Genomic DNA, 24723 nt, shown 5'->3' with positions numbered 1-24723 from the left:
TCAGATAAAAACTGATTTTGAGATGTCTCTTTACTAACGAGTGATTCTGAATATTTATTATTTTTTATCCCACCATAGCTTAGTGCCTCCGGTATCAGGGCCGTTCAGCATTTGTGCAGCCTGCTGGTAATTATATAATGACGTTTTGGTATCAATAGTGAAAGGAATCCTTCTGATCATTGCCTCTGTACTGATGGCTCCTCCACTGTCATTTTTTCTTACCTTGAAAAGAACCGGATATCCTGTTCTTCTCTGCTCTGCCCAGGCTTCCGGTCCGTTCGGATAAAGGGAAAGCCATTTCTGAGTAATGATTCTTTCTAATTTTCTTTCGTTGGTATCCCCGTTATTCCATGCAATGGTGATGGTACTTAACTGAGGATTTCCAACAGGCACATTATTATCTGGATTTTTCGGATCAATATAAGGAGCCTCTGTGGAAGTTGTATCTGCAAGGTAAGTAGCGACACTTGCACTTTTCCCCCATTCCCCGAAAGACTGCTGAACCCCGGTAGTATAGTTGGTTTGAATATCACCTGCTCCGGCATATCCTCTCAAAGCAGCTTCTGCCTTCAGGAACCATGTTTCTGCAGCGGTGAATAATTTCATTTTACCGTCAGTACCGGAAAAATAATCTCCGTTGGCAGATTTTGCCTGTGGCTGTGAGAATCCACCGTATGTTGATTTACCATTTAATAAATCAATTCCCTGGCGTATTCCTATATATTTTCCCTGTAAGCTTGGATCAGATGCAGGAATAGCATAGGCAGGAAGTCTTGGATCATTGTATCCGTTCATATAAGCCATCAAAGGTGCTCCAATTAAACAATCTCCCCATGAATAGATAATAAAACTCAATTCTGACTGTCCCACACTGATCAGCGCATTATCGGCATTGTCAGTAATCAATCCTGCTGATGAAGCCAGAGCCTCCTCTGCATACTGTTTTGATTTTGCGGGATCTGCGTAGCTCATTCTCATCGCTAACCTAAGCTTTAATGAATTGGCAAATTTTGCCCACTGAGCCATATTTCCTCCGTAAACCAAATCCGCATTTTTCAGAGAAGATCTATCTTCTACATTCTTTGTTGCTGGCATGGCAATAACTTTCTGCAAATCGGCAATAGCTGCAGTAAGATCAGCGATAAAATAATTATAAGCATCCTGCTGAGAGTCAAAATCTGTAACTCCGTTAGCGTTTGGAGTTTCATACTTGCTGTACACTACAGGACCGTGGCTATCTGAAACTCTTGCTGCGGTAATCACTTTTAGGATTTTCTTCACAGCAAAAGTTCCTGTGAAATCTACTCCCTGATAGTTATTTTTAGCAGCATTGTCAATGATGATAGAATAGTTGAAGATATCCTGCTGTCTCGCAATAATTCTGTTGTTCCACCCATCCATCATAGAGTACGTAAGATTGTTTACCCCTCCGTTGAATGGCGTTGCTGTACTGAACATTCCACTGTACATATCTGCACTGAGGTTAGGATAAAGCTGATAATCTGACTGCAATCCTCTCTGAATAGATTTCATGGGGTTTACAACAGCAATAAAGTCAGCATAAAAGTTTTCAGGGCCTCCCAGCTTTTCCTGATTATATTGATCAAAGTCATTGGTACATCCTGATGCGGAAAGCAGCACTGCAGCTCCAAATACCAATGTTTTTATAGTATTGATTTTCATTTTCGTAATTGTAAAAGTTAGAAGTTAGCTTTTAATGATAATCCGATAGATCTTGTAACCGGCAGACCGAACGAGTCTACCCCAACCCCACCAGGTGTGTTTCCTGATACCTGTTCGGGATCAAATGGTGCTTTTTTGTAAAAGAAGAACAGGTTAGTTCCTACTAAACTTACCGTTGCATTTTTCAGGTACTTTGAATCCACATCAAAGGTATAAGAAACAGATGCCTGGCGTAAACGTACAGTTGTAGCACTATACAGATAGGCTTCGTCTACTCCTTTTCCGTAACCTTCAGTGGTTCCTACGCCTTTATAGTAATCCTTTGCATTGGTTAAGCCTGTATAAGCCTGCCCTGCATTTGGAGTTCCCGGTGCATATACTGCATTTGGAATCGCTACCCCGCCAGCATCTCTGGCATCAGCGGTAGCCTGGCTTACCCCATACAAATCATTGGCTTTTTCTGTAAGAGACAATACTTTGCCTCCAAATTTTCCATCAATAAGGAAAGAAATTCCCAGTTTACCGATATTGAACGCATTATTGAATCCAAGAATAAACTTAGGGTTTGGATTTCCTAAATAAGACGGTGTATTTTCAGCTAAAGGAACTCCTTTTTCATTCACTAAAATATGTCCCTGGTCATCTCTTTTGAATTTAATTCCGTAAAGATCTCCAAAAGAACCTCCAAGCTTAAGTCTTGTATAATCCCCTCCTCCTGTTAATGAGAAAAGTTGATTTTCCGGGATACTAAGGCTTGGCGGGAATAATTCAACAATTTTGTTCTTGTTAGCAGAAGCATTCAACGTAGTTGTCCATCCAAATTTTTCTGAACCAAAGATTTTATAAGAAAGAGAGGATTCAAAACCTGTATTTCTGATTTTCCCTGCATTTAGATAATAGGATCCCGGCGCTAAACCTCCTAAGTTTGAAAAGACTGTTGTTTCCAGTAACTGGTTACTTGTGTTCGAGTTATAATAAGTGATATCAAAGTTTAGTCTGTTATTTAACAATCTCAGCTCTGTACCTGCTTCAAATGTTTTATTCAGTTCCGGTCTTGGAAGCAGTGCTTCAAAACCTGCACCTGTAGCAAAAGAACTCTTAGGATATACAATAGTTCCTGCATCTACACCATAGGTATATCCTTTATTGTATTCAAGCATTGCATTGGAAATATTGGTAGGTAATCCTAATCCCACTGTTGCATAAGAACCTCTTACTTTCCAGAAATTAATCACTTCCGGAAGTTTGAAGATAGAAGATAATATAGCATTTGCTCCTACAGATTCATAATCAAATCCTGTTCTTCCTGTTAATGCTAACGTAGAATCCCAGTCATTTCTGAAAGTCATATCTACATAGAACATATTCTTATACCCTACAGAAGCACTTGCAAATACAGACTGTACCTGTTTTTTCATATTGGTATAGGTATTATGATAGCCATCTCCCGGTGATCTGTTGATATTCCACTGAAGGTTGTTCATAGTGAAAAGGTTCGGATTCGCCAGGTAAGCGTTATCAATCTGTCCTATTTTATTTCTTGTAGTATTGATACTTCCTCCTACAGTAAAATCTAATGAGATGGTCTCACTTATTTTAGGACTACCAATTAATAAAACATCTCCATAAGTAGAAGTGTTTTCGTAGGTATTTTTAAGCATTCTGCCATTTGTCCCGTTTGCCAGTAAGCTTGGTGCAGAGAAAGCAGCAATATCACGCTGGCTGTCTGAAATATTCCAGCTATAGTTTCCTCTCACTCTCGCCGTTAACCAAGGATTGATCTGATAAGAAAGGGATAATGCTCCGTATGTATTTTTGTTACTTACTGTAACTGGGTTTCTGTTTAAGATCCAGTAAGGATTCTGTGTCACCGGATTTCCTTTGAAGCTTCCATCTGGGTTTACTTCCCACCAGTTTTGAGCCGGCAAAAATCTTGTTTTATCTAAATAAGAATAGTTATTCTCTCCATACTGGTCAAAATCTACCCCTCTCGGCAGCCAGTACAAACTCGTTAAAGGTGAAAAAGAGGCTCCCGGAGTCTGTCTGTTCTTACTTTCCTGTAATGATCCGATGAAGTTGGCATCTAAAGTCAGTTTATCATCCAAAAACTTACTTGAATTTCTGAAAGAGACATTGTACTGATCAAAATACGACATCGGAACCACTCCTTTATTCGTGGTATTTCCGATAGAGAAATAGCTGGTTGATCTTTCGTTTCCTGACTGGAAAGAAAGACTGTTTACCCATGTCGTTCCAGTTTGCAGAAAATCTTTAAGATAATCTTTGGAAGATCCCTTTGCACCCCAGCTGTCTACAGATTGCCCTGGCTGTGATCCCGCTACAGATGGATCATAAGATAAATAACTGTGCTGCAGCTTTGGAAGACTATAGGCTCTGTCTACCGTAAAGCTGGAGCTATAGGTAATTGAGCTTTTCCCTGCACGTCCTTTTTTAGTCGTAATTAAAATAGCTCCGTTACCTCCGGCAGAGCCATATAATGCAGAAGCAGAAGCACCTTTCAGGAAGTTGATGCTTTCAATATCATCAGGGTTGATGGAGCTTAAAACGTCGCCCGGATCCGGCATATTGGAATACTGCCCAATATCTGCAGATTTTCCTGTTCCGTTGATAATAGGAATTCCGTCAATTACATATAATGGCTGCGTATTGTTTACAGACTTATTTCCTCTCATAATTACCCTTACGGAGCTTCCTACACCATTGGTTCTGTTGATCTGAACATTGGAAACTTTTCCGTTGATCGAATTTAATAGATTGGGAGTTTTCACTTCTGTAAGCTCATCTCCGCCAATCTGCTGACTGGAATACGTCAAAGAACGGGCCTGTCTTTTTATCCCCAAAGAGGTGACCACGACCTCCTCAATACTGGTTGTCTTCGTAGTGTCGGCTGATTTTTTCTCCTGTGCATTCGCAGTAAGTGAAAAAACGAACAGAACGGGTATAACTGCTTTTCTCATAAGGTATAGATTCGTTAGATTTAATTGAGAATCAATGACATTACTTTATTTTTCAATACAAAATAAATTATTGTTTTTTCAGCAAAATTTTGCTGTTTATGTATTAAATTATTTAAAGTTTCGTTAAGATTTAATTCACATTCACAAATCTAAATTTTGTAAATAGTCTGATATAATACTATTTTATCATAAAACGATATTATTTTTTCAGTAATTTTATTTTACAACCACTAACACACTATATATCAAACAAATACAACCCATCAAAAACAATTAAAAAAAGAGGATTTATTTTTGGTTTTTCCTCAAAAATAAACCGGATATGAATACCCGGTTTTCTATTATATGCTGACATAATAATGTAAAAATACATTTAAATTATTCGATCTTTTTTACTCCTTTAAATTGTTCTTTAAATTCGGTTGGAGTCGTCTTTTTGATGGATTTAAATACCTTATTGAAATTGGCAATATTATTAAACCCAGCTTCAAAAGCAATCTCAAAAACGGTAAGGTTTTTCTCCATCAGCCAACGTGCAGCATAACTGATTCTTATTTCATTCAGATAGTTGATAAAGGTTTTCCCTGTTCTTTTTTTAATAAACCTGTTGAACGTCACATTGCTCATATTCACCAATGAAGCTACCTTGTCCAACGTTATTTTGTTTTCAAAATTCTTATGCACAAAATCGTGTACCACCTTCATCTTATCATTATCATCAAAAGTCTCAAGCTCAATACTGTATGATGAAAGAAGCGTTTTATCTTCGGCAATAGCAAGTTCATTCAGAATTTTCATAATTTCTATAAAGGATTCAAAACTGTTCATCTTGGACAGGTTGAGAAACGAATCTTTTAGTTTTTCTGCTGTTTCCGAAGAAAAAAGGATACCCCTGATAGAGTCTTTCATCAGATTATTGATGGGTTTCAGGATATTTTTCTGCATCATGGACTGATTAAAGAAATCCTGATTAAACTGTATGGTAATTTCGTGGGTTTTTCTGTTTTTACACCGGTAGTTTGCCCAGCAATGCGGCAAATTTGGTCCTACAAGCACTAATTCCAGATTACCAATCTCTCCGGTATGATCACCTATCATTCTGCGGTAGCCTTTTCCTTTGTAGACAAAATTAATTTCAATCTCCGGATGGTAATGATAGGGAAAGTCAAAAGAAGCCTTAATCCTGTCAAATACGAGAAAGCTATCCTCAGGAGACAGTGGAGTTATTTCTCTCAGAATGTTTTCTAATTCACTCATACAGGTGGTTTTGAAAAATAGTTTTACTAATATGGGTCGCAGGACAAATCTTTGTAAAAATGATAAAATAATATCAATGTAAAAACTTATTTCCAATTTATTTTATTCCAAATTCTGTAGGTCTGGCATCAGATTTTTGGGTTTCAATAATTAATACGGTGCAAAACACTGCTTTTTTGTATCTTTAGAGTAAAGTTAAAGTATGCTGCAACCGCTTATTTTTGAAGACCACTATAAAAGACTCGGACTGGAAACATATTCAGAGAAAAACCTGGAAAGTTTCAAGGGAGATCAGTTCAGAACAGATATCAAGGTACTTTTTGTTCCTTCAGGATATGAACTCACCATAGACTTTAACCATTACAAAATAAACAAACCGTCTTTATTCTTTCTTACCAATCAGCATCTAAACATACAGAAGGGAAAAGATGAATTGCTCTTTCTTTTCTACAACCGTGATTTCTATTGCATCCAGATCCATGATAAAGAAGTGGCCTGTGATGGTCTCCTTTTTCATAATGTATTTGAAATCCCTTTTGTAGAACTTGATCAATCTGAGACGGCCCTTATAAAAGATCTGTTTCAGAATATTAAGGATGAGCTGAAGTGGAAAGATTCGTCTGCCGAAGAAATGATAAGAACTTATGTAAAACAGATCATCATCCGGGCTACCCGAAAATGGAAAAAACAAAACCTGGATAATGATACCCTTAAAATACCAGGAAGCGAGCTTGATATTTTCAGGGATTTCAGCAGGCATCTGGAAATTCATTTCAGGGAAAAGCATCACGTAGCAGATTATGCGGAACTTCTTCACATGGCTCCGAAAACATTAACGCATAAATTTAAAAACTTAAATCTGGATTCTCCCAATCAGTTTATCATCAACAGAATTTTATTGGAAGCAAAACGATTGCTTTTTTATACAGATAAACCTGTAAAAGAAATTGCCTACGATCTGGGATATGAAGATCCGGCTTATTTCAACCGTCTTTTCACCAATAAAACAGGAAACACACCTGCTAATTTTAAAAAAAATTACATATCGGGAAAAAAGTACAACATTTAAAGCTTTTTATCTATTGAATACTCCTTTCCACTGTCATACCTTTGTAACATCAAAATCAAACAACATTAAATACAAAAACAAACATTATGAGACGTAACGCAACAGCCGTTTGGAACGGTACCATCAAAGAAGGAAAAGGACATTTAACTACTCAGAGTACAACTTTAAACCAGACTCAATATTCTTTTAACAGCCGTTTTGCGGATGGTGTAGGTACAAACCCTGAAGAATTGCTGGCAGCAGCCCATGCAGGATGTTTCACCATGAAACTGGATGCAGAACTTTCACAAGCCGGATATAACCCCGAAGAATTAAAAACAACTTCTGTGATCACTTTAGATCCCAATATTGGAAAGATTACAAAATCAGAGCTGACTTTAACCGCTAAGGTTCCTGGAATTTCAGATGAGGAATTTCAGAAATTCGCCAAAATTGCTGAAGAAGGATGCCCTGTAAGTGCCGCATTCAACTTTGAAATTACATTGAATGCAACTTTGGAAAACTAATACAGGTTTTTATTCAACATCAATAGGAACGGGCTTTAGCCCGTTTTTTATTTTAAAAAAAGAATCCATTGTCTTTAGCCAAAACTTAAAACAAAATATTTACCCCATTAAACTTTTTCAGATAAAATATACCATTCGGTATATTTTTGTATATTTGCATCATATTTAAACATTTACAATGTCGAAGGCCGAAAAAACAAAACAGCATATCATCGAGAAAACAGCAACTCTTTTTAATACTAAGGGTTATATTTCCACATCGCTGTCCGACATTACTCAGGCAACAGGTCTGACGAAAGGCAGTATTTATGGAAATTTTGAAAATAAAGATGAAGTAGCCATCGAGGTTTATAAATACAATGCCGGCATACTCAGTAAAACTCTCAGCCGTTCCTTTGGTGATGAATTCCCCACTTCTCTGGATAAACTTCATGCTTTTGTAGATTTCTACAGGAAGAACTGGAAGTTTGTCTTTGCAAACGGCGGATGCCCGTTAATGAATGCAGCAACAGAAGCGGATGATTCTTTTCCTGCCTTAAAGACTCATGTGAAAAAGTCTTTTGAAAAGTGGATGACAAAAATATCAGACACCATTGCCGAAGGACAAAGTAAAAGTGAAATTGATAAAAAAATCGATACTGAGCAATATGCATCACTATTCATCATGCTTATTGAAGGCGGCATTCTGCTTTCAAAAACAATGGGTGATCAAGGTTATCTCAACCATGCTTTGGATAAAGTTGCCCAAATGATTGATCATGAACTCAATATTCTTCCATCATAAATAATACCATATGGAAACAAAAAAAGTGGCTATTGTAGGATACAACAGAATTCCTTTTGCCAGAATGAATACCGCCTATTCAGAGCAGGGTAATCAGAACCTCCTGCTTGCTTCTCTGAACGGATTGATAGACCGTTATCGTCTTAAAGGAAAGCGACTCGGAGAAGTTGCCGGCGGAGCCGTAATTAAACACATTTCTGAAAGCAATCTCATCAGAGAAACCGTAATGAATACAACACTGGATCCTGCAACTCCGGCTTGTGATCTTCAGCAGGCATGCGATACAGGGATTGAAGCTGCTATTTATATCGGAAATAAAATTGCTCTGGGCCAGATAGACTGTGGTATTGCATGCGGCGTGGAAGCCATGAGCAATATTCCCTTTGAATCATCACCCCGACTAAGAAAAGCGCTGTTAAAAGCCAATAAAGAAAAGTCGGCTTTTGGCAAGCTCAAACAACTGTTGAACCCGAAACTGAAAGACTGGATGCCAATTCCTTACAAAGGACAGGAGCCTAAGACAGGTCTTGTGATGGGTGAGCATACTGAAATCACAGCAAAATATTACAACATATCAAGACAGGAACAGGATGAATTAGCATTAAAAAGCCACCAGAATATGGCAAAAGCTTATGATGAAGGGTTCTTTGATGATATGGTCACTCCAGCTTTCGGTCTGGATAAAGATAATAACCTAAGACGTGACAGCAGTATTGAAAAGCTTTCACAACTGAAGCCTGCTTTTGATAAGCAGAACGGAACTTTAACGGCTGGGAATTCAACCCCTTTTACAGACGGAGCTTCAGCTATTTTACTGGCCAGTGAAGAATGGGCAAAAGCCAATGACCTTCCTGTTTTAGCTTATATCAGCTTTTCAGAATTGGCCGGAATAGAATATGTTGAAAATAAACAGGATCTTCTTCTGGCGCCGGTTTTTGCTGCAGAAAGAATGCTTAAAAAAGCAGGAATGAATTTATCCGATTTCGATTATTATGAAATTCATGAAGCATTTGCAGCCCAGGTTTTAGCTACCATAAAAATCTGGGAAAATGATGAAGTGGCCAAAAAATTCGGACTGGAGAAAGCCCTGGGAAAAATAGACAGGAGTAAACTGAATGTAAAAGGAGGAAGTCTCGCAGCCGCACATCCTTTTGCAGCAACAGGAGGAAGGATTATTGCAACCCTTGCAAAATTGCTTCATGAAAAAGGCAGCGGTAAAGGATTTATATCTATCTGCGCAGCCCGTGGACAGGGAGTAACCATGATTTTAGAAAAATAAAAACTCAGTATGGATAGATTAGCACAATTAAAACAATTCATCGGAAAAGAATTTGACCAGTCACCCTCTCCTTTTATGAAATGGCTTAATCCCACTGTTATTTCTGCTGAAGAAGGCCACCTGGAGTTTCAATATACCATAAGACCGGAATGGCTGAACCCGATCGGAAATCTTCACGGTGGAGTTACCGCTGCTATTGTAGACGATATCATTGGTGCCACCATGTTTTCTTTAAATGAAAATTCTTTCATTACCACTATAAATAATGTCATTGATTATTTTTCAACTGCAAAAGAAAATGATAATATTGTAGCCGAAACTAAAATCATTAAAAGAGGTAAGCAATTCGTCAATGCACAATGCGAAATATGGAATGCAGACAAAACACGGTTAATCGCAAGAGGTACCTCGAATTTATTCAAAATCAATAACTAAGTATGAAGAGAGTTGTCATTACAGGTCTTGGCGCAGTGACGCCGTTGGGAAATAATGTCGAAGAATTTTGGCAAAACAGTATTAAAGGAGTCAGTGGCGCAGGGCTCATCACCCATTTCGATACAGAAAAGTTTAAAGTACATTTTGCCTGTGAGGTAAAAAACTTTGATCCTAAGGTGTATCTGAACCACAATGAAATCAAGAGAAGCGACCTGTTTACACAATATGCAATGTATGCTTCAGCAGAAGCAATCCAGGACTCAGGACTGGAACTTGAAAAGATGGATCCGTTTGATACCGGAGTAATCTGGGGAACAGGCCAGGGCGGAATGTGGACCTTTGAAAAAGAAGTGATGGATTTTGCCGCGGGTGATGGTACTCCACGTTTTAATCCTTTCTTTGTACCAAAGTTCATTGCCAATATGGCTTCAGGAATGATTTCTATGAAATATGGTCTTCAGGGAATCAATTATACTACGGTTTCTGCATGTGCAACAGGAAATACGGCATTGATGGATGCTTTCAATTATATCCGTCTCGGGAAAGCAAAAGTAATCATCAGTGGTGGTTCTGAAGCAGCTATTACACCGGCTTCCATCGGTGGATTCTCTATTATGAAGGCAATGTCTACAAGAAATGATGATTTTGCAACGGCCAGCCGCCCTTACGATACAGACAGAGACGGGTTTGTAATGGGTGAAGGTGCAGGTGCACTGGTTCTTGAAGAATATGAGCATGCTGTTGCCAGAGGAGCAAAAATCTATGCAGAATTAGCCGGAGCAGCCATGACTGCGGATGCTTACCATATGACAGCACCTCATCCTGATGGTGTTGGAGCCATTAAAGCAATGCAGCTGGCAGTGAAAGAAGCAGGAGCCAACATGGAAGATATTGATTACATTAATCCGCATGCTACTTCTACACCCATTGGAGATACAATTGAATTAGCCGCCATCAACAAAGCGTTTAAAGGAAGTAAAAATCTTGATATCAGTGCCACAAAGTCCATGACCGGGCACTTGCTGGGTGCTGCCGGCGCAGTGGAAGCTATTCTTTCCATTAAAGCTATTCAAAGTGGGATTATTCCGCCAACTATTAATCTTCACAATATTGATGAGAATATTCCTCAGGATATCAATATCGTTTTCGGAGAAGCAAAAGAAAAAAACATCAATTTTGCATTGAGTAATGCCTTTGGATTCGGAGGACACAATGCAACTGTTGTTTTCAAGAAATTTTCTTAATTTTTAAAACAGATTCTTCCTTAACCAAGAGGAAAAATACCGGAAGATCTTTAATAAAAATATTGACAGTCCCTGTGTTTTTAAAGCACAGGGATTTTTTATGTATGAAAAGTTTTTGTAAGTTAGTTCCCCTACAAAATATTTTATGAAGAAACTTTTCTATGCATTATTAATTCTTATTTCGAATTTTCTTTATTCTCAGAATAATTTTGAAATTGATCTCCGTTCAGATTCATACATTAATGACAGCCTTATGCTGGGAGCTCCATCGACGAGAAAAGGATTTGGAGACCTTTATACATTCAAAATACAAACCAACAACAACATTTCTGATTTTGGAAAAAAGATCAGGATGAGCCATTCTATATATTATTTTAAGATTCAAAAGAAAAATATTGCCAGTGGTTTTATAGAATATCCTCAACCTGTAGCTTTTGGTTATATGGGAAAGAAGGGTAAAGCGGGTTATAGTACAAAAGTATTTTTCTTAGAAGGAGGAAAATATAAAATTGATTTACCCAAAGACTTTAATAATGTAGAACTTAATATAGACTCCCCGACCAACAGAGAATATAAGGTTTTACAAAAATCATTGGATGCGTTTTATATTAAATCAAAAAATCCTGATCAACGCGATAGCCTGATCAATATGGACAAAAAACAAGAGTTTTTAGGAGAATACATCAGAAAAAATCCCAATTCGTATGTTGCATTATGGGAAATTGTGAATGATTATACTCTTAACGATTACCATCCTGCCTACTTGAAAAACTTAAATTTATTTTCCGCAAAATTTAAGCAAAATACATTATACAAAGGTGTTGAAGCCCGTTTAAAAGCAGAACAATCTACCTCCATCGGACAAAAAATACCTGATATTTATTTTGACAAGGGGAATAAACTGACCTCGGAAGACTTTAAGAAATACAAATTAACCTTTATTGATTATTGGTCAACGACTTGTGCCCCTTGCATAAAAGGTATGCCTGAAATTGTGAATCTGTATCATGAGTATAAAGGTCAAAATGTAAACTTCATTACAATTACAGACGAGCAAAAACCCAATAGAATGGAGATTGCTAGGAATATTTTAAAAAAAAATAATGCGGATTGGGTTAATTTCTTTGATGTAAACAAAGACTTCCAAAAAAAAGTGAATGCTACAAGCTATCCTCTTCATTTCATCATCGATGAAAACGGAAAAATAATTGCCCGAATCAGCAATAGCATTGAAGAAGCAAGAACTATTATTAAAGAATTTCTACAATAATTCTTCAAAAGAAAAAAGCAGTCAAAACTGACTGCTTCAAACATAACGAATTATATACTCCTTATAAAGAGATTGACTTGTAACTATTGAGCATCCGGGATAAAAAAATCCTCGGCATTTTCAGCAATCGGAATATAGAGTCTCTCCCACTCCTTGCTCTTCACCATGTCCCAGCTGTGACCGGTTCCTTTAAGGTCTTCAGCCAGAAGAACCACTCCCGGTTTAATCATAAAAGTAGAACCATCTGTTACTTTAAATCGTATATTGCCTTTGATGGTAATCACATATTGTCGTCTGGGTGCCGGATGAGCATTTTTTTCCCACTCTTCTGTTTTATTGCTCATCCAGAAAGTTGTGGTATTCATATGTTTAAGAGTAGGGATTTTCCCTTTCTCAAAAGTACATGATCCGTCAGGATTATTAATTAATCTTATGGCAGGGATGAACTCAGTGGAGGTTTCCGCAGTGACGCTCACATGATTGTTCTTTTTATGTTGTGCATTCATAAATCCTACAGTACTTACTACTAAAGCAAGGCTAAAGCCCTTAATGATGTTTTTCATTATAAATTTAATTTTTTATTTTTAATTATAGACCGTATCGTAAACCTGCATTCTTTCAAAAAAAGGCTTATATTGCTGAACCAGTGCCAGATGTTCGGGAAGTTTCCCGTATGCTTCAAGCTCCTCCAGACTATCGAATTCCATAGAAGCATTATAGGTAAACGTGCTGTCTAAAACGCTTCTAGGGCTGGAAGCAGCAGGCTTTCCATAACGGAGATTTTTCTGATAGGGAAGCTTTTTAAGGCCTTCAAAAAAATTTTCAAATTCTTTTACTTCAGACTCAGAAAGATCCTTTCTAAGCCAGAACAACAAATAATGGAAGTACATTTTTTTCTTTTTTATAGGGTTAAACACAGGTAAAGCAGAGGCAAATATATTTCTTGAAATCAGCAGCAGGGCAGAAGCCTGAACTGATCGGAATAAAAATTTTCTTCTTTCCATTGTTATGTAATTTAATTAAAATCTATTCTGTATTTAAGGACAAACTGCCATTTTCTATCAGAAACTACGGCATTGTTTGATGGATCATTAGTATAAACCGGTCTGTTCTGGGCGTCAAAGGTTAAGCGCGAGGACATCCCGTTCATCAGCAGGGAAATTCCGGCATCATAGATCACTGCATTGTCATGAAGGCCTTTCAGATCTGACAGCTGCATTCCTACTGCAGGCTGAAGCTGAAGGCTTTTCTTTTCTTTATCCAGGTAAGGAAGTGTTCCTCCCAATTGCACATAATAGGTATTTCCGGTTCCGATAACAGGCATTGCATTTCCTGCTCCATTCAGACTCGCCTGGGTAATATCTGCAGAAGTCGCAGGATTATTGGTGCCCACATATCGGATATAATTGGGCCCATAGTCGTTATGCATCGCCATTCCATAAGCACTTATTGATGTTCCTTTTTCTTTGTTCAGCGGTGCATCATAAAACAAATCTACCGCAAAGCTTTTCATATCATCATTCACTGTATTTTTACCGGAATCCAGATGCCATAATGCGTTGTGAATATAATCGAATCCGGCTCCCAGACTCAGTACATTCTTCTTACCTACATAAGTTCCTGAATTAAAAGGAGTGGAAATATTTTCCTTGTCTAAAAAAGCATATCTGAAATATCCGGAGAAGTCTTTGCCAGGTGAGTTCTTACTAAAAGATGCTACATTCAGTTTCGGATCAGAAGTTGCCATGGTATAAGGATCGGCCACCACCAGACGGTAATCCAATCTTCCGAGCTGCCCTTTAATATAGGCACTCAATTCCCTTACCGTATAATCTGTTGTTCCCGCATTGGAGGTCGCGTAAGCAGGCAGGTCATACAACAGCGTATTTAAAGGCCCTGTAGTAAATCTTGAAAGACCACGCCACGTAGAACGTCCTGCACCAAAAGCAATTTTATCATTAAAAGCATATTCAGCATAAGCATCCAAAAGATCAAAATAGTTGCTTCCTTTGGCATTGACGTTCACGTTCGTAGTTCCCCCCTGCAATACAAACATCAGTTTTTCTGTTGGCTTATAAGTCATTTTCACACGAACTCTTCGAAGGGAAAGATCAGACAGGTCTGATTTTGCCTCATTATTGACAAGGCTTCCAGGGTTAAGTTGTGTATATCTGGCCCACAATTCTGCATATCCGCTAAAGGAAATATATCTTGAGTGATCTTCATTGAAATAATGGGTCAATCCGGGATTATTAAAATCATTTTTTTTCTGGGCATCTAATTTTCCCATCAGTCCCAATAAGGAAAACAAAGCAATTCCGGCTTTGAAAGAGGTAGTCTTCATAATTTTTCTATTCTTATCTTTTTGTTGATTTCAACAGGACAAAATTAGATTCCTAAAAGCCCGACAGGTATTAGAAATCTATTAGAAACTTTATAGAAAACTATTAAAAAGGTTAATCTATTCTGATAAAAGAAAAATATGAAATACCTTTGTACAGGGCTTTGAGGACCAATGAAAATCAAGCTTTTAAAATCAAAAAACAGTCTGTAAAACCAAGACATATTTCAAAATATTTCTTTATGAAAGTTTTAATTGTAGAAGATAATTCGCGTGTTTCAAGTCTTTTGAAAAGAGGGCTGGAAAGCCAGGAATATCAGGTGTATATTTCGGAAGATGCAGAAGATGCTATTGTCCTGCTGAATAAAATAACATTTGATCTGGCCATTACAGATATCATGCTCCCTAAAATGAGTGGTATTGATCTGTGTAAACTGATCAAACAGAAATATCCTGATCTTCCCATCATCATGCTTACTGCTCTGGGAACAATTGATGAAAAAATTGAAGGATTTGATGCCGGAGCGGATGATTATATGGTAAAACCATTTGAAATCAGAGAGCTGTATGTGAGAATAAAAGCTATTCTGCAGCGAAGGTCAGCCAGAAATAAGGAAGCATATCTGACCGACCTGGAGTACCATGACCTGAAAATTGACAAGAAATTCAACAGAGTTTTCAGAAATGGAGAAGAAATAGAACTCACTCCTAAAGAATTCAAGCTTCTGGTATTCCTGGTTAACAATGCTGAAAGAATTCTTACCCGTGAAGAAATTGCAGAAAATGTGTGGGGAAATCATTTTGACACCGGAACGAATTATATTGATGTTTATATTGCTTATCTGCGGAAAAAGATTGATAAAAATTTTGATCATAAACTGATCCACACCAAACCGGGAGTAGGATTTATTTTTGCTTCACAACTATGAAAATAGCAACCAGAACAGCACTCATTTATTCTATTCTTACGGCAGGCATTCTTTTTTTGTTTGCCTATGTTCTTTATTTTGTCTCCGAAAAAAACAGGGAGGATGAGTTTAACGACCGCCTGGGATATAAAGTCATCTGGCGGTCAGAGTTTATCTTTGATGTCAGGATCAGTGACGAAAAAATCCGCGAGCTTCACAAGCGCAACCAAAAACTACTGAACGAAGCAGATATCAGTGTTTATAACAGTAAAAAAGAACTTACCTTCACTGATGTACCTCCTCTTAAAAGCAATGAAAAGTATCTGGATAAAATTATCCGGTCCAATAAAAACAGAATATTCTGGCATCAGGGCGACCGACAGTATATTGCCATTCAGTTCCAATCAAACGGAGAAAAATATTATATCATCGGAAGTGCAGTAGACGTCACAGGAAAAGCCCATATTTCAGAGTTTAAAAAAGATATTATTATCATTTACATCAGTTCGATTGTCATCATTTTTATCATAGGATTTCTTTTTTCCTATTATACCCTTAAGCCTTTAAAGGATATTATTCTCCAGATCCGCGATATTTCAGAGCACAATCTGAATAAACGGCTGGATATTCCCAAAGCAAAAGATGAGATTTATGAACTGACAGAAACCTTTAATTCGACCTTCAACAGGCTGGAAAAATCCTTCAACAGTCATAAGCAGTTTGTCACCACTATTTCCCATGAGTTCCGCACTCCTCTTTCTATATTAATTGCAGAGCTGGAGCTTGCCAAGGAGCTTAATGTAACCTTGGATGACTATAAACTTTCTATTGACAATGCCCTTCAGGATGCCAATGATGCATCGGAACTATCGTCTGCCCTTTTAGATTTTGCCAGAGCCAGCTATGATGTATCACAGATCAGTTTTACCAATCTCCGCCTGGACGAGATTTTGGCAGAAGCCAAGCTTGCATTGCTGCAGAAAAATGTCAGCTATAAAATCGGAATTAATTATATGGGTAATACTTCAGACGATGATGAAAACAATTATGATTTTTATGGCAATCCTTACCTTTTGCAGGTTGCCTTCTCGAATCTGATGGAAAATGCCTGTAAATACTCAGCAGACAAAAGCTGTCATATTGAAATAGAAACCAACCCGGAACATATAAAAATCCGTTTTATAGATCACGGTATTGGCATTTCAGAAAAGGATCTTTCAAAAATCTTTGATCTTTTTTACAGGGGTTCTAATAAGAATTTCGAAAAAGGAAACGGAATCGGCCTTTCCATTGTAAAAAGAATTGTCGAAATACATGAAGGTAAACTGATGATAGATTCTGAAGTATCAAAAGGAAGTGTATTCACGGTAAAATTTCTCTCCAAAAAATAAAAGCAGTCAAAATCTGACTGCTTTTATTTTATGCTTTCAACCATTCTGAAGAGGAAAGATAATTCTGATCAGGATAATAGATAAACAGACAGTTTCGTCCCTTAATGGTATTAATGATAGACTGCGTCAGTTCTCTTGGAACAGCAGGGCATCCCCAGCTTCTTCCGATTCTTTTATGCATGGCTGCAAATGCATCGCTTACATAATCCGCTCCATGAAGTACGATTGCTCTTCTGTAGGCAGCATCATTAAAGCCTTTATCCATTCCCAACAGCTTCAGAGAATATCCGTTGTCCCCCTGATAGGTTGCATCTGTGATATAAAATCCCAGGCTGCTCTGCAGCGAACTTTCCCTGTTGGAAAAATTCGTCGCAAATTCTTCGCCTGTATTTTTTCCGTGTGCTACCAATGAGTTAAACAGAACTTTCTTATCTTCCAGGTCAATTACCCAAAGTCTCTTTGTATTTGAAGACATAGAAAAATCGCAGATAGTTAATAAATGCGAATCCTGGGTAAGCAATCCTGCTTTTTTTAAATTTTCATAGCCAGTCAATGCTTTTGAGAACACTTCATAGTTCAGTTCATGTTCAGGGTCAAATGCAATAGAATGGTATAGTGCTTCTGATGAAGATACGGCTGTATTCTTCTCAGATTTCGTGTCAGCTACTTTTTCAGTTTTCGTTTTGACATTCTCACTTTTCACCACCACTTTCGGAGAAATGTAGAATGAAGTCGTCACCATGTAAACAAGGCCTAGTACGCTATAAAATCCTTTCATTCAATAATATATAAATCCAAATTAGTGGGGCAAAATTATAAAAACATAATTACCAGGAGGTTATAACTCTAAAAAGTTTAACGCTATTTAAGAAACTTTAACGTCCTGATTTTGTGAATTAAAGTGGCTATTTTTGAGAATCCGGAACAAATTCCAGACTTATAGAATTCATACAATATCTTAATCCTGTAGGCTTCGGGCCATCATCGAAAACATGTCCAAGATGGGAATCACATCTTTTGCAAAGCACCTCCACCCTATCCATTCCATAGGACTGATCTCTTTTGTAATAGACGCCTTCTTTATCTGCTTCAAAGAAACTTGGCCAGCCGCAGCTGCTGGAGAATTTTGAGGTAGAACGGAAGAGATGATTTCCACATACAGCACAATAATACTCTCCTATCTCATCAAATTCGTTATATTTTCCGGTAAAAGCCCTTTCAGTCGCAGCTTCTCTTGCGATGGCATACAGGTCCGGGGCCAGGAGCTTTTTCCACTCTTCATTGGAAACATTAAGTTTTGTGGTATCTGTTCTGGAGTAGTATGGATTATTTTTTGCTTCTGTATTTTCCATAGAGGATTTTTTAATAGGTTGATATTTCTGCATACAGGAATGCAGTATAATTAATATAATAGCTGAAACTAAAAATTTCATTTCTTAATTAAGACTCTCCGGTTTTACCTGAAAAGACATAAAAGTTTGTATCTTTTAGAAGTTAAAAGCGCTGGTTAAGATTAAAAATGATTTCGTAACCAAATTTAGTAAATTTGAGAATATGAATGACGAAGCAAAAAGAAAACAGCTCAGAAAATATAAAGCATTTGCCACAGGATTATTTGTCCTGATGGCCGTTATTTTCATCATTACCACTTTACTACAGAAATCCAACACTTCCCATTGGGTCGGATATGTACGGGCTTTTGCCGAAGCGGCCATGGTAGGTGCCCTGGCAGATTGGTTTGCTGTAACGGCACTGTTCCGTCATCCTCTAGGCCTTCCGATTCCCCACACCAACCTTATTGAAAACAGCAAACAAAAATTAGGAGATAATCTGGGAAGTTTTGTGGTCAACAATTTTCTTTCTCCACGGAACATCCGCCCTTATATTCAAAAGCTTAAAGTATCCCATTTTGTCGGAGAATGGCTGGGAAAAGAAAAGAACCAGGAAATACTGCTTAAAAACTTATCTGATATTGTACTGGATGTCCTCAATAAGCTGGATGACTCTGCAGTAAGTCAGTTCATCAGCAAAAAGGTTTCTGAGATGACCGATGATATTAAGCTTAATAAAGTAGTAGGAAACGGAATTGGCTATATTCTTGAAAAGAATGATCATCAGAGAATCATCACCAATCTTTCGAAACAGATCAAAGAATATATTCTTGAAAACGATGAAATGATTCAGGAACGTGTAAAGAAAGGCAGTTACTCATTTATTCCTTCTTTTGTAGATAATAAAATTGCTGATAAGATTGCTGACGGGCTTTCTGACTTCTTTAAGGAAATAGAGGAAGATCCTCAACATGAAGTAAGATCATTAATCACTCAGAAGATTCATGAATTCTCCATTGATCTGAAAGAGGATCCAAAATGGGATGAAGAGTTTAAAACCATCAAAAACGGTCTTCTGAAAAATGATAAACTGGATGAATATTCGAATGACATCTGGGTTTCTGTCAAAAAAACACTGATGAAAGAACTTCAGGAAGAACGTTCCGCATTGAAGAACTATGTTTCTAAAAATCTGAATGAGTTTGCACAAAACTTAAAGACAGATGAAAACCTTCAGAACAAAATTGACCATTGGGTACGTGTGACAGCCTATAAATATATTCTTAAAAACACCCATCAGTTTGGGAATCTTATCAGCACAACTGTTGGCAACTGGCAGGGAAAAGAACTGAGCGAAAAGCTGGAACTGGAAGTGGGAAAAGATCTTCAGTTTATCCGGGTCAACGGAACACTGGTAGGAGGCCTGGTAGGGCTTATTATTTATACCATTGCCCATTTTTTCATTTAAAAAACTAAAACCACACCCCCAGCCAACCATGAGAAAAATTTTTTCTGTATTCTTTTTCTTTTTCCTCACATCCGTGCTGTGTCAGAATGTTGAATTAAAGAAAACCACAGATACTACGCAGACTTTTACCGGAGAGATCAGCGGGATTCCCATTACCATACACCTTAACTATACGGGAATAGTAGATTGTGACCAATATCAGCATTATGTTGACGGATGGTACTATTATGATAAATACAAAAAGAAAATTCCACTCACTGGAATTTATGATTATTATGGCAATCTCTCATTATATCATTTTGGAACAAAGCAAAAACAGAATTCTATGCTGCTGAAGGAGCAGATCACATCACTTCAGAAAGTAGAAAAGACAGATGAAATAGCACAGAAACTGGCTCCACAGGAGTCTATAATATTTGAAACCCTCAGCACGAACAGTAATCCGATTTCCGGGCATTTTTATAGGGGTAAAAAAGAACAGCCGGTAAAGTTATTTACAGGTAATGTCATGATCTATCGCCTCAATAATTATCTCTATTTACCCAATAATAAAAAGATCAATACATACGACTTTATCAGCAAAGCAGGCGGAAATGAATTGGTCTCTTATGCTTCAGGAGAAAATGGGAACAGGGTCCTGCTTTATTTTGAGCAAACGTCAAATTTTAATGCCTGTGGGCAATGTGGGGCAAGCGATGGTGAAAAAGGCTACAGAGTTCTCTATTTTACAAAAGACTGGAACTATAAAAACTATGAAGAATTCCTTACTGAAAGCTGCCGGGAAAATATTTACGATGTTACCAGAACAAAATCCAAAGACAAACAAACGATTACTTATAAAATAGGTAAATCTGAAAGTTCTCCTGCCCATACACTTACCGTTGATATTAAAAATGCGACCGTCATGAAGTCAAAATAAAAAAGAGAGTCATATCAACTCTCTTCTATATTATCTCGGTAATCTGCCTGCTCTTTTTAGTAATTCCTGATTGATATTGTTAATCAGCTCTGGTCCTTCATAAATAAATCCTGTATACAACTGGACAAGACTTGCTCCTGCATCCAGCTTTTCCATGGCATCTTTTGCAGAATGTATTCCTCCTACCCCAATGATAGGGAATGCCCTGTTGCTTTTATCAGAAAGGTATTTAATCATTTTTGTACTTCTTTCCCGGATCGGCTTTCCGCTTAACCCTCCATTTCCTATCTGTTCTAAAACTTCCGGGGAAGTCTTCAGTCCTTCACGGTTTACAGAGGTATTGGAAACTACAATACCATCGATTTTTGTTTCTGCAATCAGCTCAATAATTTCGTCTAATTGATTGTCATTAAGGTCCGGTGCAATTTTCAGGAGTATGGGTTTCTGTACAGTTTTTGACTGATTTATTTTCTTTACTTCTGTAATCAGCTCTCTAAGATATTCTACATCTTCAAGTTTGGCATGACTTCCTACATTCGGGCAGCTTACATTCAGTACAAAATAGTCTACATAAGGATGAAGACCTTCAAAGCAGTCCAGATAATCCTGGGTATAGTTTTCAGGGCTTGTATCCGTATTTTTTCCGATGTTTCCACCGATGATTATTTTTCCTTTGTTGGATTTAAGTTTTTCAATAGCGGCCTGCAAACCGTCATTATTGAACCCCATCCTGTTGATGATCCCACCGTCTTCAATGAGACGGAATAATCTTTTTCTGGGATTTCCGGCCTGAGCTCTTGGCGTAACAGTTCCGATTTCTACAAATCCAAAACCTAAGTCTGCCAGTTCATTGAACAGTACTGCATTTTTATCAAAACCGGCAGCCAGTCCTACAGGATTTTTAAATTTCAATCCGAAAACTTCTCTTTCCAGACGTTTGTCTTCGACAGGTTTCGGGAAGAATAATTTAGTGAGAAATCCAAAATTCTTAAGTACCGAAAAAGTAAAGTGGTGGACATCTTCGGGATCAAATTTGAAAAGAATCGGACGAATGATCGATTTGTACATTGAAAAAAAGTTTTACAAAATTACTCATTTTAAAATTAATTATGGATTAACCTATGATATTTTATCAAAACGTCTGATATATAGTATCTATAAACCAGAAACAATTTGTGCAAACTGCGAATGAGTAAGATATTTTAACGCTACGATCGCAAAGAAATATGATCTGAAAACATTTTGTTCGCAAGGTCGTTTCCCTAAACGAAGCCCGAGCTATCAGCCTTCCTGAATGAAGTGACTTAGCGATCAATAAATCATTCTTCAATAAACTTTGCGAGCATTGCGTCAAAGCAATAGAAACAGAGAAATACCTACATCATCCCTGTCAAGATTTAAAAACCTTGACAGGGATATTAAAATCTTAAAGGTAAGCACCCAGATCAAAATTCAGAATATCTCCTACTCTTTTAAATTCCTCATCTATAGTAGCATTTACGGTAATTCTTTCGTTAGAAATAGGATGATTAAAAATCAACTGATGGGCATGAAGCGTCATTTTATTGATACCAAATGTTTGAAGCCACAACTTATTTTGTTTATTACAACCGTGTTTTCTGCAGCCTAAAATAGGATGCAGAATATGTTTAAAATGTTTTCTCAGCTGATGAAATCGTCCCGTTTCAGGAATGGCTTCTACCAAAGAATATCTTGAAGTCTGATGTTTTAAAAAAGGGAGATCTATTTCCGAAGTCTGCAAACGGCGATAGTTTGTAACTGCATTCTGCCTGACTTCATTTTCATTAATTAAATCATAATCAATCGTTTCTTCTTCTTTTGTCCAGCCTCGAAGAATGGCCAGATATTTCTTCTCTACTTCGCGTGAAGCAAACTGTTCGCTCATGATTTTAAGAGTGTCTTTATCTAAAGTAAAAAGCAGAACACCTGAGGTTTTCCGGTCTAACCTATGTACAGGAAACACTTTTTGTCCAATTTGTTTCTTCAGCTCCTGAATAGCATAGGTATCAGCTTCTCCGGCATAAAAGGATTTATGAACCAGTAATCCGCTGGGTTTGTTGATGGCAATAAGATGTTCGTCGCGATAAAGAATTTCTAACATGTTGCAAAAGTAGAGATTTTCAACCGATATAGCCCTGATTGCAACGGCATCCTTTTGCGAAGCAAAAGATATAGTGAAAAGCAGGTTCCCGGCTCCTAAATTCCTGCATTATAAAAACTTCCATCTTCCCGCTCCTATCTTCCCACATTTTCACTATTTTTGCACATCAGACGTTAAAAAAATTATGGCAAAGCAAGAAGATGTTTTCAAGAAAGTGATTTCTCACGCTAAAGAATATGGTTTTATTTTCCCATCGAGTGAGATCTATGATGGTTTATCCGCTGTTTATGATTATGGACAGAATGGGGCCGAACTAAAAAATAATATCAAACAATACTGGTGGAAAGCTATGGTACAGCTTAACGAAAATATTGTGGGTATTGATTCGGCAATTTTGATGCACCCGACAACATGGAAGGCATCAGGCCACGTAGACGCTTTCAACGATCCATTGATTGACAATAAAGATTCCAAGAAACGTTTCAGAGCAGACGTTCTGGTGGAAGACTACTGTGCTAAAATTGAAGATAAAGAAAACAAGGAAATCGAAAAGGCAGCGAAAAGATTCGGGGATGCTTTCGATAAGGATCAGTTTGTTGCTACGAATCCAAAAATCCTGGAATACAGAGCAAAAAGAGAAGCTATTCTTTCAAGATTGGCAAAATCTTTAGAAAATGAAGATCTTGCTGATGTAAAGGCTTTGATTGAAGAGCTTGAAATTGCTGATCCTGATACAGGTTCTAAAAACTGGACGGAGGTAAGACAATTCAACCTGATGTTCGGAACAAAACTTGGAGCTTCTGCAGATTCTGCAATGGATCTTTATCTGAGACCTGAAACGGCTCAGGGTATTTTCGTTAACTTCTTAAATGTACAAAAAACTTCCCGTCATAAGCTTCCTTTCGGTATTGCGCAGATCGGTAAGGCATTCAGAAACGAGATTGTTGCAAGACAGTTTATCTTCAGAATGCGTGAATTTGAACAGATGGAAATGCAGTTCTTCGTAGCTCCGGGAACAGAACTTGAATTCTACGAGCAATGGAAGCAGAAACGTCTGAACTGGCACCTGGCATTAGGGTTAGGAAACGAAAATTACAGATTCCATGATCATGAGAAATTGGCTCATTATGCCAATGCTGCTGCTGATATTGAGTTTAACTTCCCTTTTGGATTTAAAGAACTGGAAGGAATTCACTCAAGAACAGATTTCGACTTAAAAGCTCATGAGGAATTCTCAGGAAGAAAGCTTCAGTTCTTTGATCCTGAAAGAAACGAAAACTATGTACCTTATGTAGTGGAAACGTCAGTAGGATTAGACAGATTATTCCTTTCCATATTTGCACACTGCCTGAGAGACGAAGTATTGGAAGACGGTTCTGAAAGAACAGTTTTATCACTACCTCCGGCATTGGCGCCAATTAAAGCAGCGATTCTTCCATTGATGAAGAAAGACGGCCTGGCAGAGTATGCAGAAAAGATCTTCAATGATCTGAAATACGATTTCAACTTATTCTACGAAGAGAAAGATGCGATCGGAAAACGTTACAGAAGACAGGATGCCATCGGTACTCCATACTGTATCACTGTGGATCACGACTCTCTTGTTGATCATACCGTAACGATCAGAGACAGGGATACGATGCAGCAGGAAAGAGTACCTGTGTCAGAGTTGAGAAGAATCATCGATGAGAAAACGAACTTCAGAAATTTACTTTCTAAAATATAGTACAAAAGCCCT

General features: G+C 37.6%; 22 protein-coding genes. 12 read left to right on the top strand and 10 right to left on the bottom strand.

Annotated elements, in window-relative coordinates; all coding sequences use genetic code 11:
* Nucleotides 1-57: 57 nt before the first annotated feature.
* From CRS_RS23515 to CRS_RS23505, 3 genes are all read right to left on the bottom strand, one after another.
* Nucleotides 58-1683 carry a SusD/RagB family nutrient-binding outer membrane lipoprotein gene (locus tag CRS_RS23515; protein WP_142726381.1) on the bottom strand — a complete coding sequence of 542 codons (1626 nt, stop codon included), beginning with the start codon at nt 1681-1683 and terminating at the stop codon, nt 58-60.
* A 17-nt stretch (nt 1684-1700) separates the two neighbouring features.
* Entirely contained in the window at nt 1701-4661 is a 2961-nt protein-coding gene (locus tag CRS_RS23510; protein ID WP_142726380.1) for a SusC/RagA family TonB-linked outer membrane protein, read from the bottom strand.
* 378 nt (nt 4662-5039) lie between these two features.
* Nucleotides 5040-5918, bottom strand: a complete 879-nt coding sequence (locus CRS_RS23505; protein ID WP_142726379.1) for an AraC family transcriptional regulator — start codon at nt 5916-5918, stop codon at nt 5040-5042.
* Nucleotides 5919-6120: 202 nt separating this feature from the next.
* Between CRS_RS23505 and CRS_RS23500 the strand changes: the two genes are divergently transcribed.
* The 7 genes from CRS_RS23500 (at nt 6121) to CRS_RS23470 (ending at nt 12505) form a co-directional block, all read left to right on the top strand.
* Nucleotides 6121-6987: an AraC family transcriptional regulator gene (locus CRS_RS23500; RefSeq protein ID WP_142726378.1), complete on the top strand. Its 867-nt coding sequence runs from the start codon at nt 6121-6123 to the stop codon at nt 6985-6987.
* An 86-nt stretch (nt 6988-7073) separates the two neighbouring features.
* On the top strand, nt 7074-7493 hold the full coding sequence (locus CRS_RS23495) for an OsmC family protein (protein ID WP_142726377.1): 420 nt from the start codon (nt 7074-7076) through the stop codon (nt 7491-7493).
* A 178-nt stretch (nt 7494-7671) separates the two neighbouring features.
* On the top strand, nt 7672-8277 hold the full coding sequence (locus tag CRS_RS23490; RefSeq protein WP_142726376.1) for a TetR/AcrR family transcriptional regulator: 606 nt from the start codon (nt 7672-7674) through the stop codon (nt 8275-8277).
* Between the two features lie 10 nt (nt 8278-8287).
* Nucleotides 8288-9556, top strand: a complete 1269-nt coding sequence (locus CRS_RS23485; RefSeq protein WP_142726375.1) for an acetyl-CoA C-acetyltransferase — start codon at nt 8288-8290, stop codon at nt 9554-9556.
* Between the two features lie 9 nt (nt 9557-9565).
* On the top strand, nt 9566-9991 hold the full coding sequence (locus CRS_RS23480; protein WP_142726374.1) for a PaaI family thioesterase: 426 nt from the start codon (nt 9566-9568) through the stop codon (nt 9989-9991).
* A gap of 2 nt (nt 9992-9993) precedes the next feature.
* Nucleotides 9994-11235, top strand: a complete 1242-nt coding sequence (gene fabF / locus CRS_RS23475) for a beta-ketoacyl-ACP synthase II (protein WP_142726373.1) — start codon at nt 9994-9996, stop codon at nt 11233-11235.
* A 145-nt stretch (nt 11236-11380) separates the two neighbouring features.
* Nucleotides 11381-12505, top strand: a complete 1125-nt coding sequence (locus tag CRS_RS23470) for a TlpA disulfide reductase family protein (protein ID WP_142726372.1) — start codon at nt 11381-11383, stop codon at nt 12503-12505.
* Between the two features lie 83 nt (nt 12506-12588).
* Here the strand turns inward: CRS_RS23470 and CRS_RS23465 are convergent, their stop codons facing one another.
* Genes CRS_RS23465 through CRS_RS23455 form a run of 3 tightly spaced genes read right to left on the bottom strand, consistent with a single transcriptional unit; the run spans nt 12589 to nt 14849 of the window.
* A complete protein-coding gene (locus tag CRS_RS23465) occupies nt 12589-13068 on the bottom strand; it encodes a hypothetical protein (protein WP_228451335.1) in 480 nt (159 codons plus the stop codon).
* 21 nt (nt 13069-13089) lie between these two features.
* A complete protein-coding gene (locus CRS_RS23460; RefSeq protein ID WP_142726371.1) occupies nt 13090-13509 on the bottom strand; it encodes a Dabb family protein in 420 nt (139 codons plus the stop codon).
* An 11-nt stretch (nt 13510-13520) separates the two neighbouring features.
* Entirely contained in the window at nt 13521-14849 is a 1329-nt protein-coding gene (locus tag CRS_RS23455; protein ID WP_142726370.1) for a porin, read from the bottom strand.
* Nucleotides 14850-15088: 239 nt separating this feature from the next.
* Here CRS_RS23455 and CRS_RS23450 point away from each other — a divergent pair, with 239 nt between their 5' ends.
* A complete protein-coding gene (locus CRS_RS23450; RefSeq protein WP_142726369.1) occupies nt 15089-15775 on the top strand; it encodes a response regulator transcription factor in 687 nt (228 codons plus the stop codon).
* Nucleotides 15772-17145 carry a HAMP domain-containing sensor histidine kinase gene (locus tag CRS_RS23445; RefSeq protein ID WP_142726368.1) on the top strand — a complete coding sequence of 458 codons (1374 nt, stop codon included), beginning with the start codon at nt 15772-15774 and terminating at the stop codon, nt 17143-17145. Before CRS_RS23450 ends, CRS_RS23445 begins: the two co-directional genes overlap by 4 nt.
* A gap of 28 nt (nt 17146-17173) precedes the next feature.
* Here CRS_RS23445 and CRS_RS23440 read toward each other — a convergent pair whose 3' ends face one another.
* Both CRS_RS23440 and msrB read right to left on the bottom strand, forming a co-directional pair.
* Nucleotides 17174-17923, bottom strand: a complete 750-nt coding sequence (locus tag CRS_RS23440) for a murein L,D-transpeptidase catalytic domain family protein (protein ID WP_142726367.1) — start codon at nt 17921-17923, stop codon at nt 17174-17176.
* Between the two features lie 127 nt (nt 17924-18050).
* Nucleotides 18051-18530 carry a peptide-methionine (R)-S-oxide reductase MsrB gene (gene msrB / locus CRS_RS23435; RefSeq protein ID WP_142726366.1) on the bottom strand — a complete coding sequence of 160 codons (480 nt, stop codon included), beginning with the start codon at nt 18528-18530 and terminating at the stop codon, nt 18051-18053.
* A gap of 169 nt (nt 18531-18699) precedes the next feature.
* On the opposite strand from msrB, the gene CRS_RS23430 reads away from it, so the two are divergent.
* Both CRS_RS23430 and CRS_RS23425 read left to right on the top strand, forming a co-directional pair.
* Entirely contained in the window at nt 18700-19944 is a 1245-nt protein-coding gene (locus tag CRS_RS23430; protein WP_142726365.1) for a DUF445 domain-containing protein, read from the top strand.
* A gap of 28 nt (nt 19945-19972) precedes the next feature.
* Nucleotides 19973-20863, top strand: coding sequence for a hypothetical protein (locus tag CRS_RS23425; RefSeq protein WP_142726364.1), 891 nt, complete (start codon nt 19973-19975; stop codon nt 20861-20863).
* A 30-nt stretch (nt 20864-20893) separates the two neighbouring features.
* Here the strand turns inward: CRS_RS23425 and CRS_RS23420 are convergent, their stop codons facing one another.
* Both CRS_RS23420 and CRS_RS23415 read right to left on the bottom strand, forming a co-directional pair.
* Nucleotides 20894-21931, bottom strand: coding sequence for a quinone-dependent dihydroorotate dehydrogenase (locus tag CRS_RS23420; protein ID WP_142726363.1), 1038 nt, complete (start codon nt 21929-21931; stop codon nt 20894-20896).
* Between the two features lie 358 nt (nt 21932-22289).
* Nucleotides 22290-22985, bottom strand: a complete 696-nt coding sequence (locus tag CRS_RS23415) for a pseudouridine synthase (protein WP_142726362.1) — start codon at nt 22983-22985, stop codon at nt 22290-22292.
* Between the two features lie 184 nt (nt 22986-23169).
* On the opposite strand from CRS_RS23415, the gene CRS_RS23410 reads away from it, so the two are divergent.
* A complete protein-coding gene (locus CRS_RS23410) occupies nt 23170-24711 on the top strand; it encodes a glycine--tRNA ligase (protein ID WP_142726361.1) in 1542 nt (513 codons plus the stop codon).
* The last annotated feature ends 12 nt before the right edge of the window (nt 24712-24723 follow it).

It is taken from the genome of Chryseobacterium sp. ON_d1 (assembly GCF_006829085.1).
Lineage (GTDB): Bacteria > Bacteroidota > Bacteroidia > Flavobacteriales > Weeksellaceae > Chryseobacterium.
This window is presented reverse-complemented; position numbering and strand designations above follow the sequence as displayed.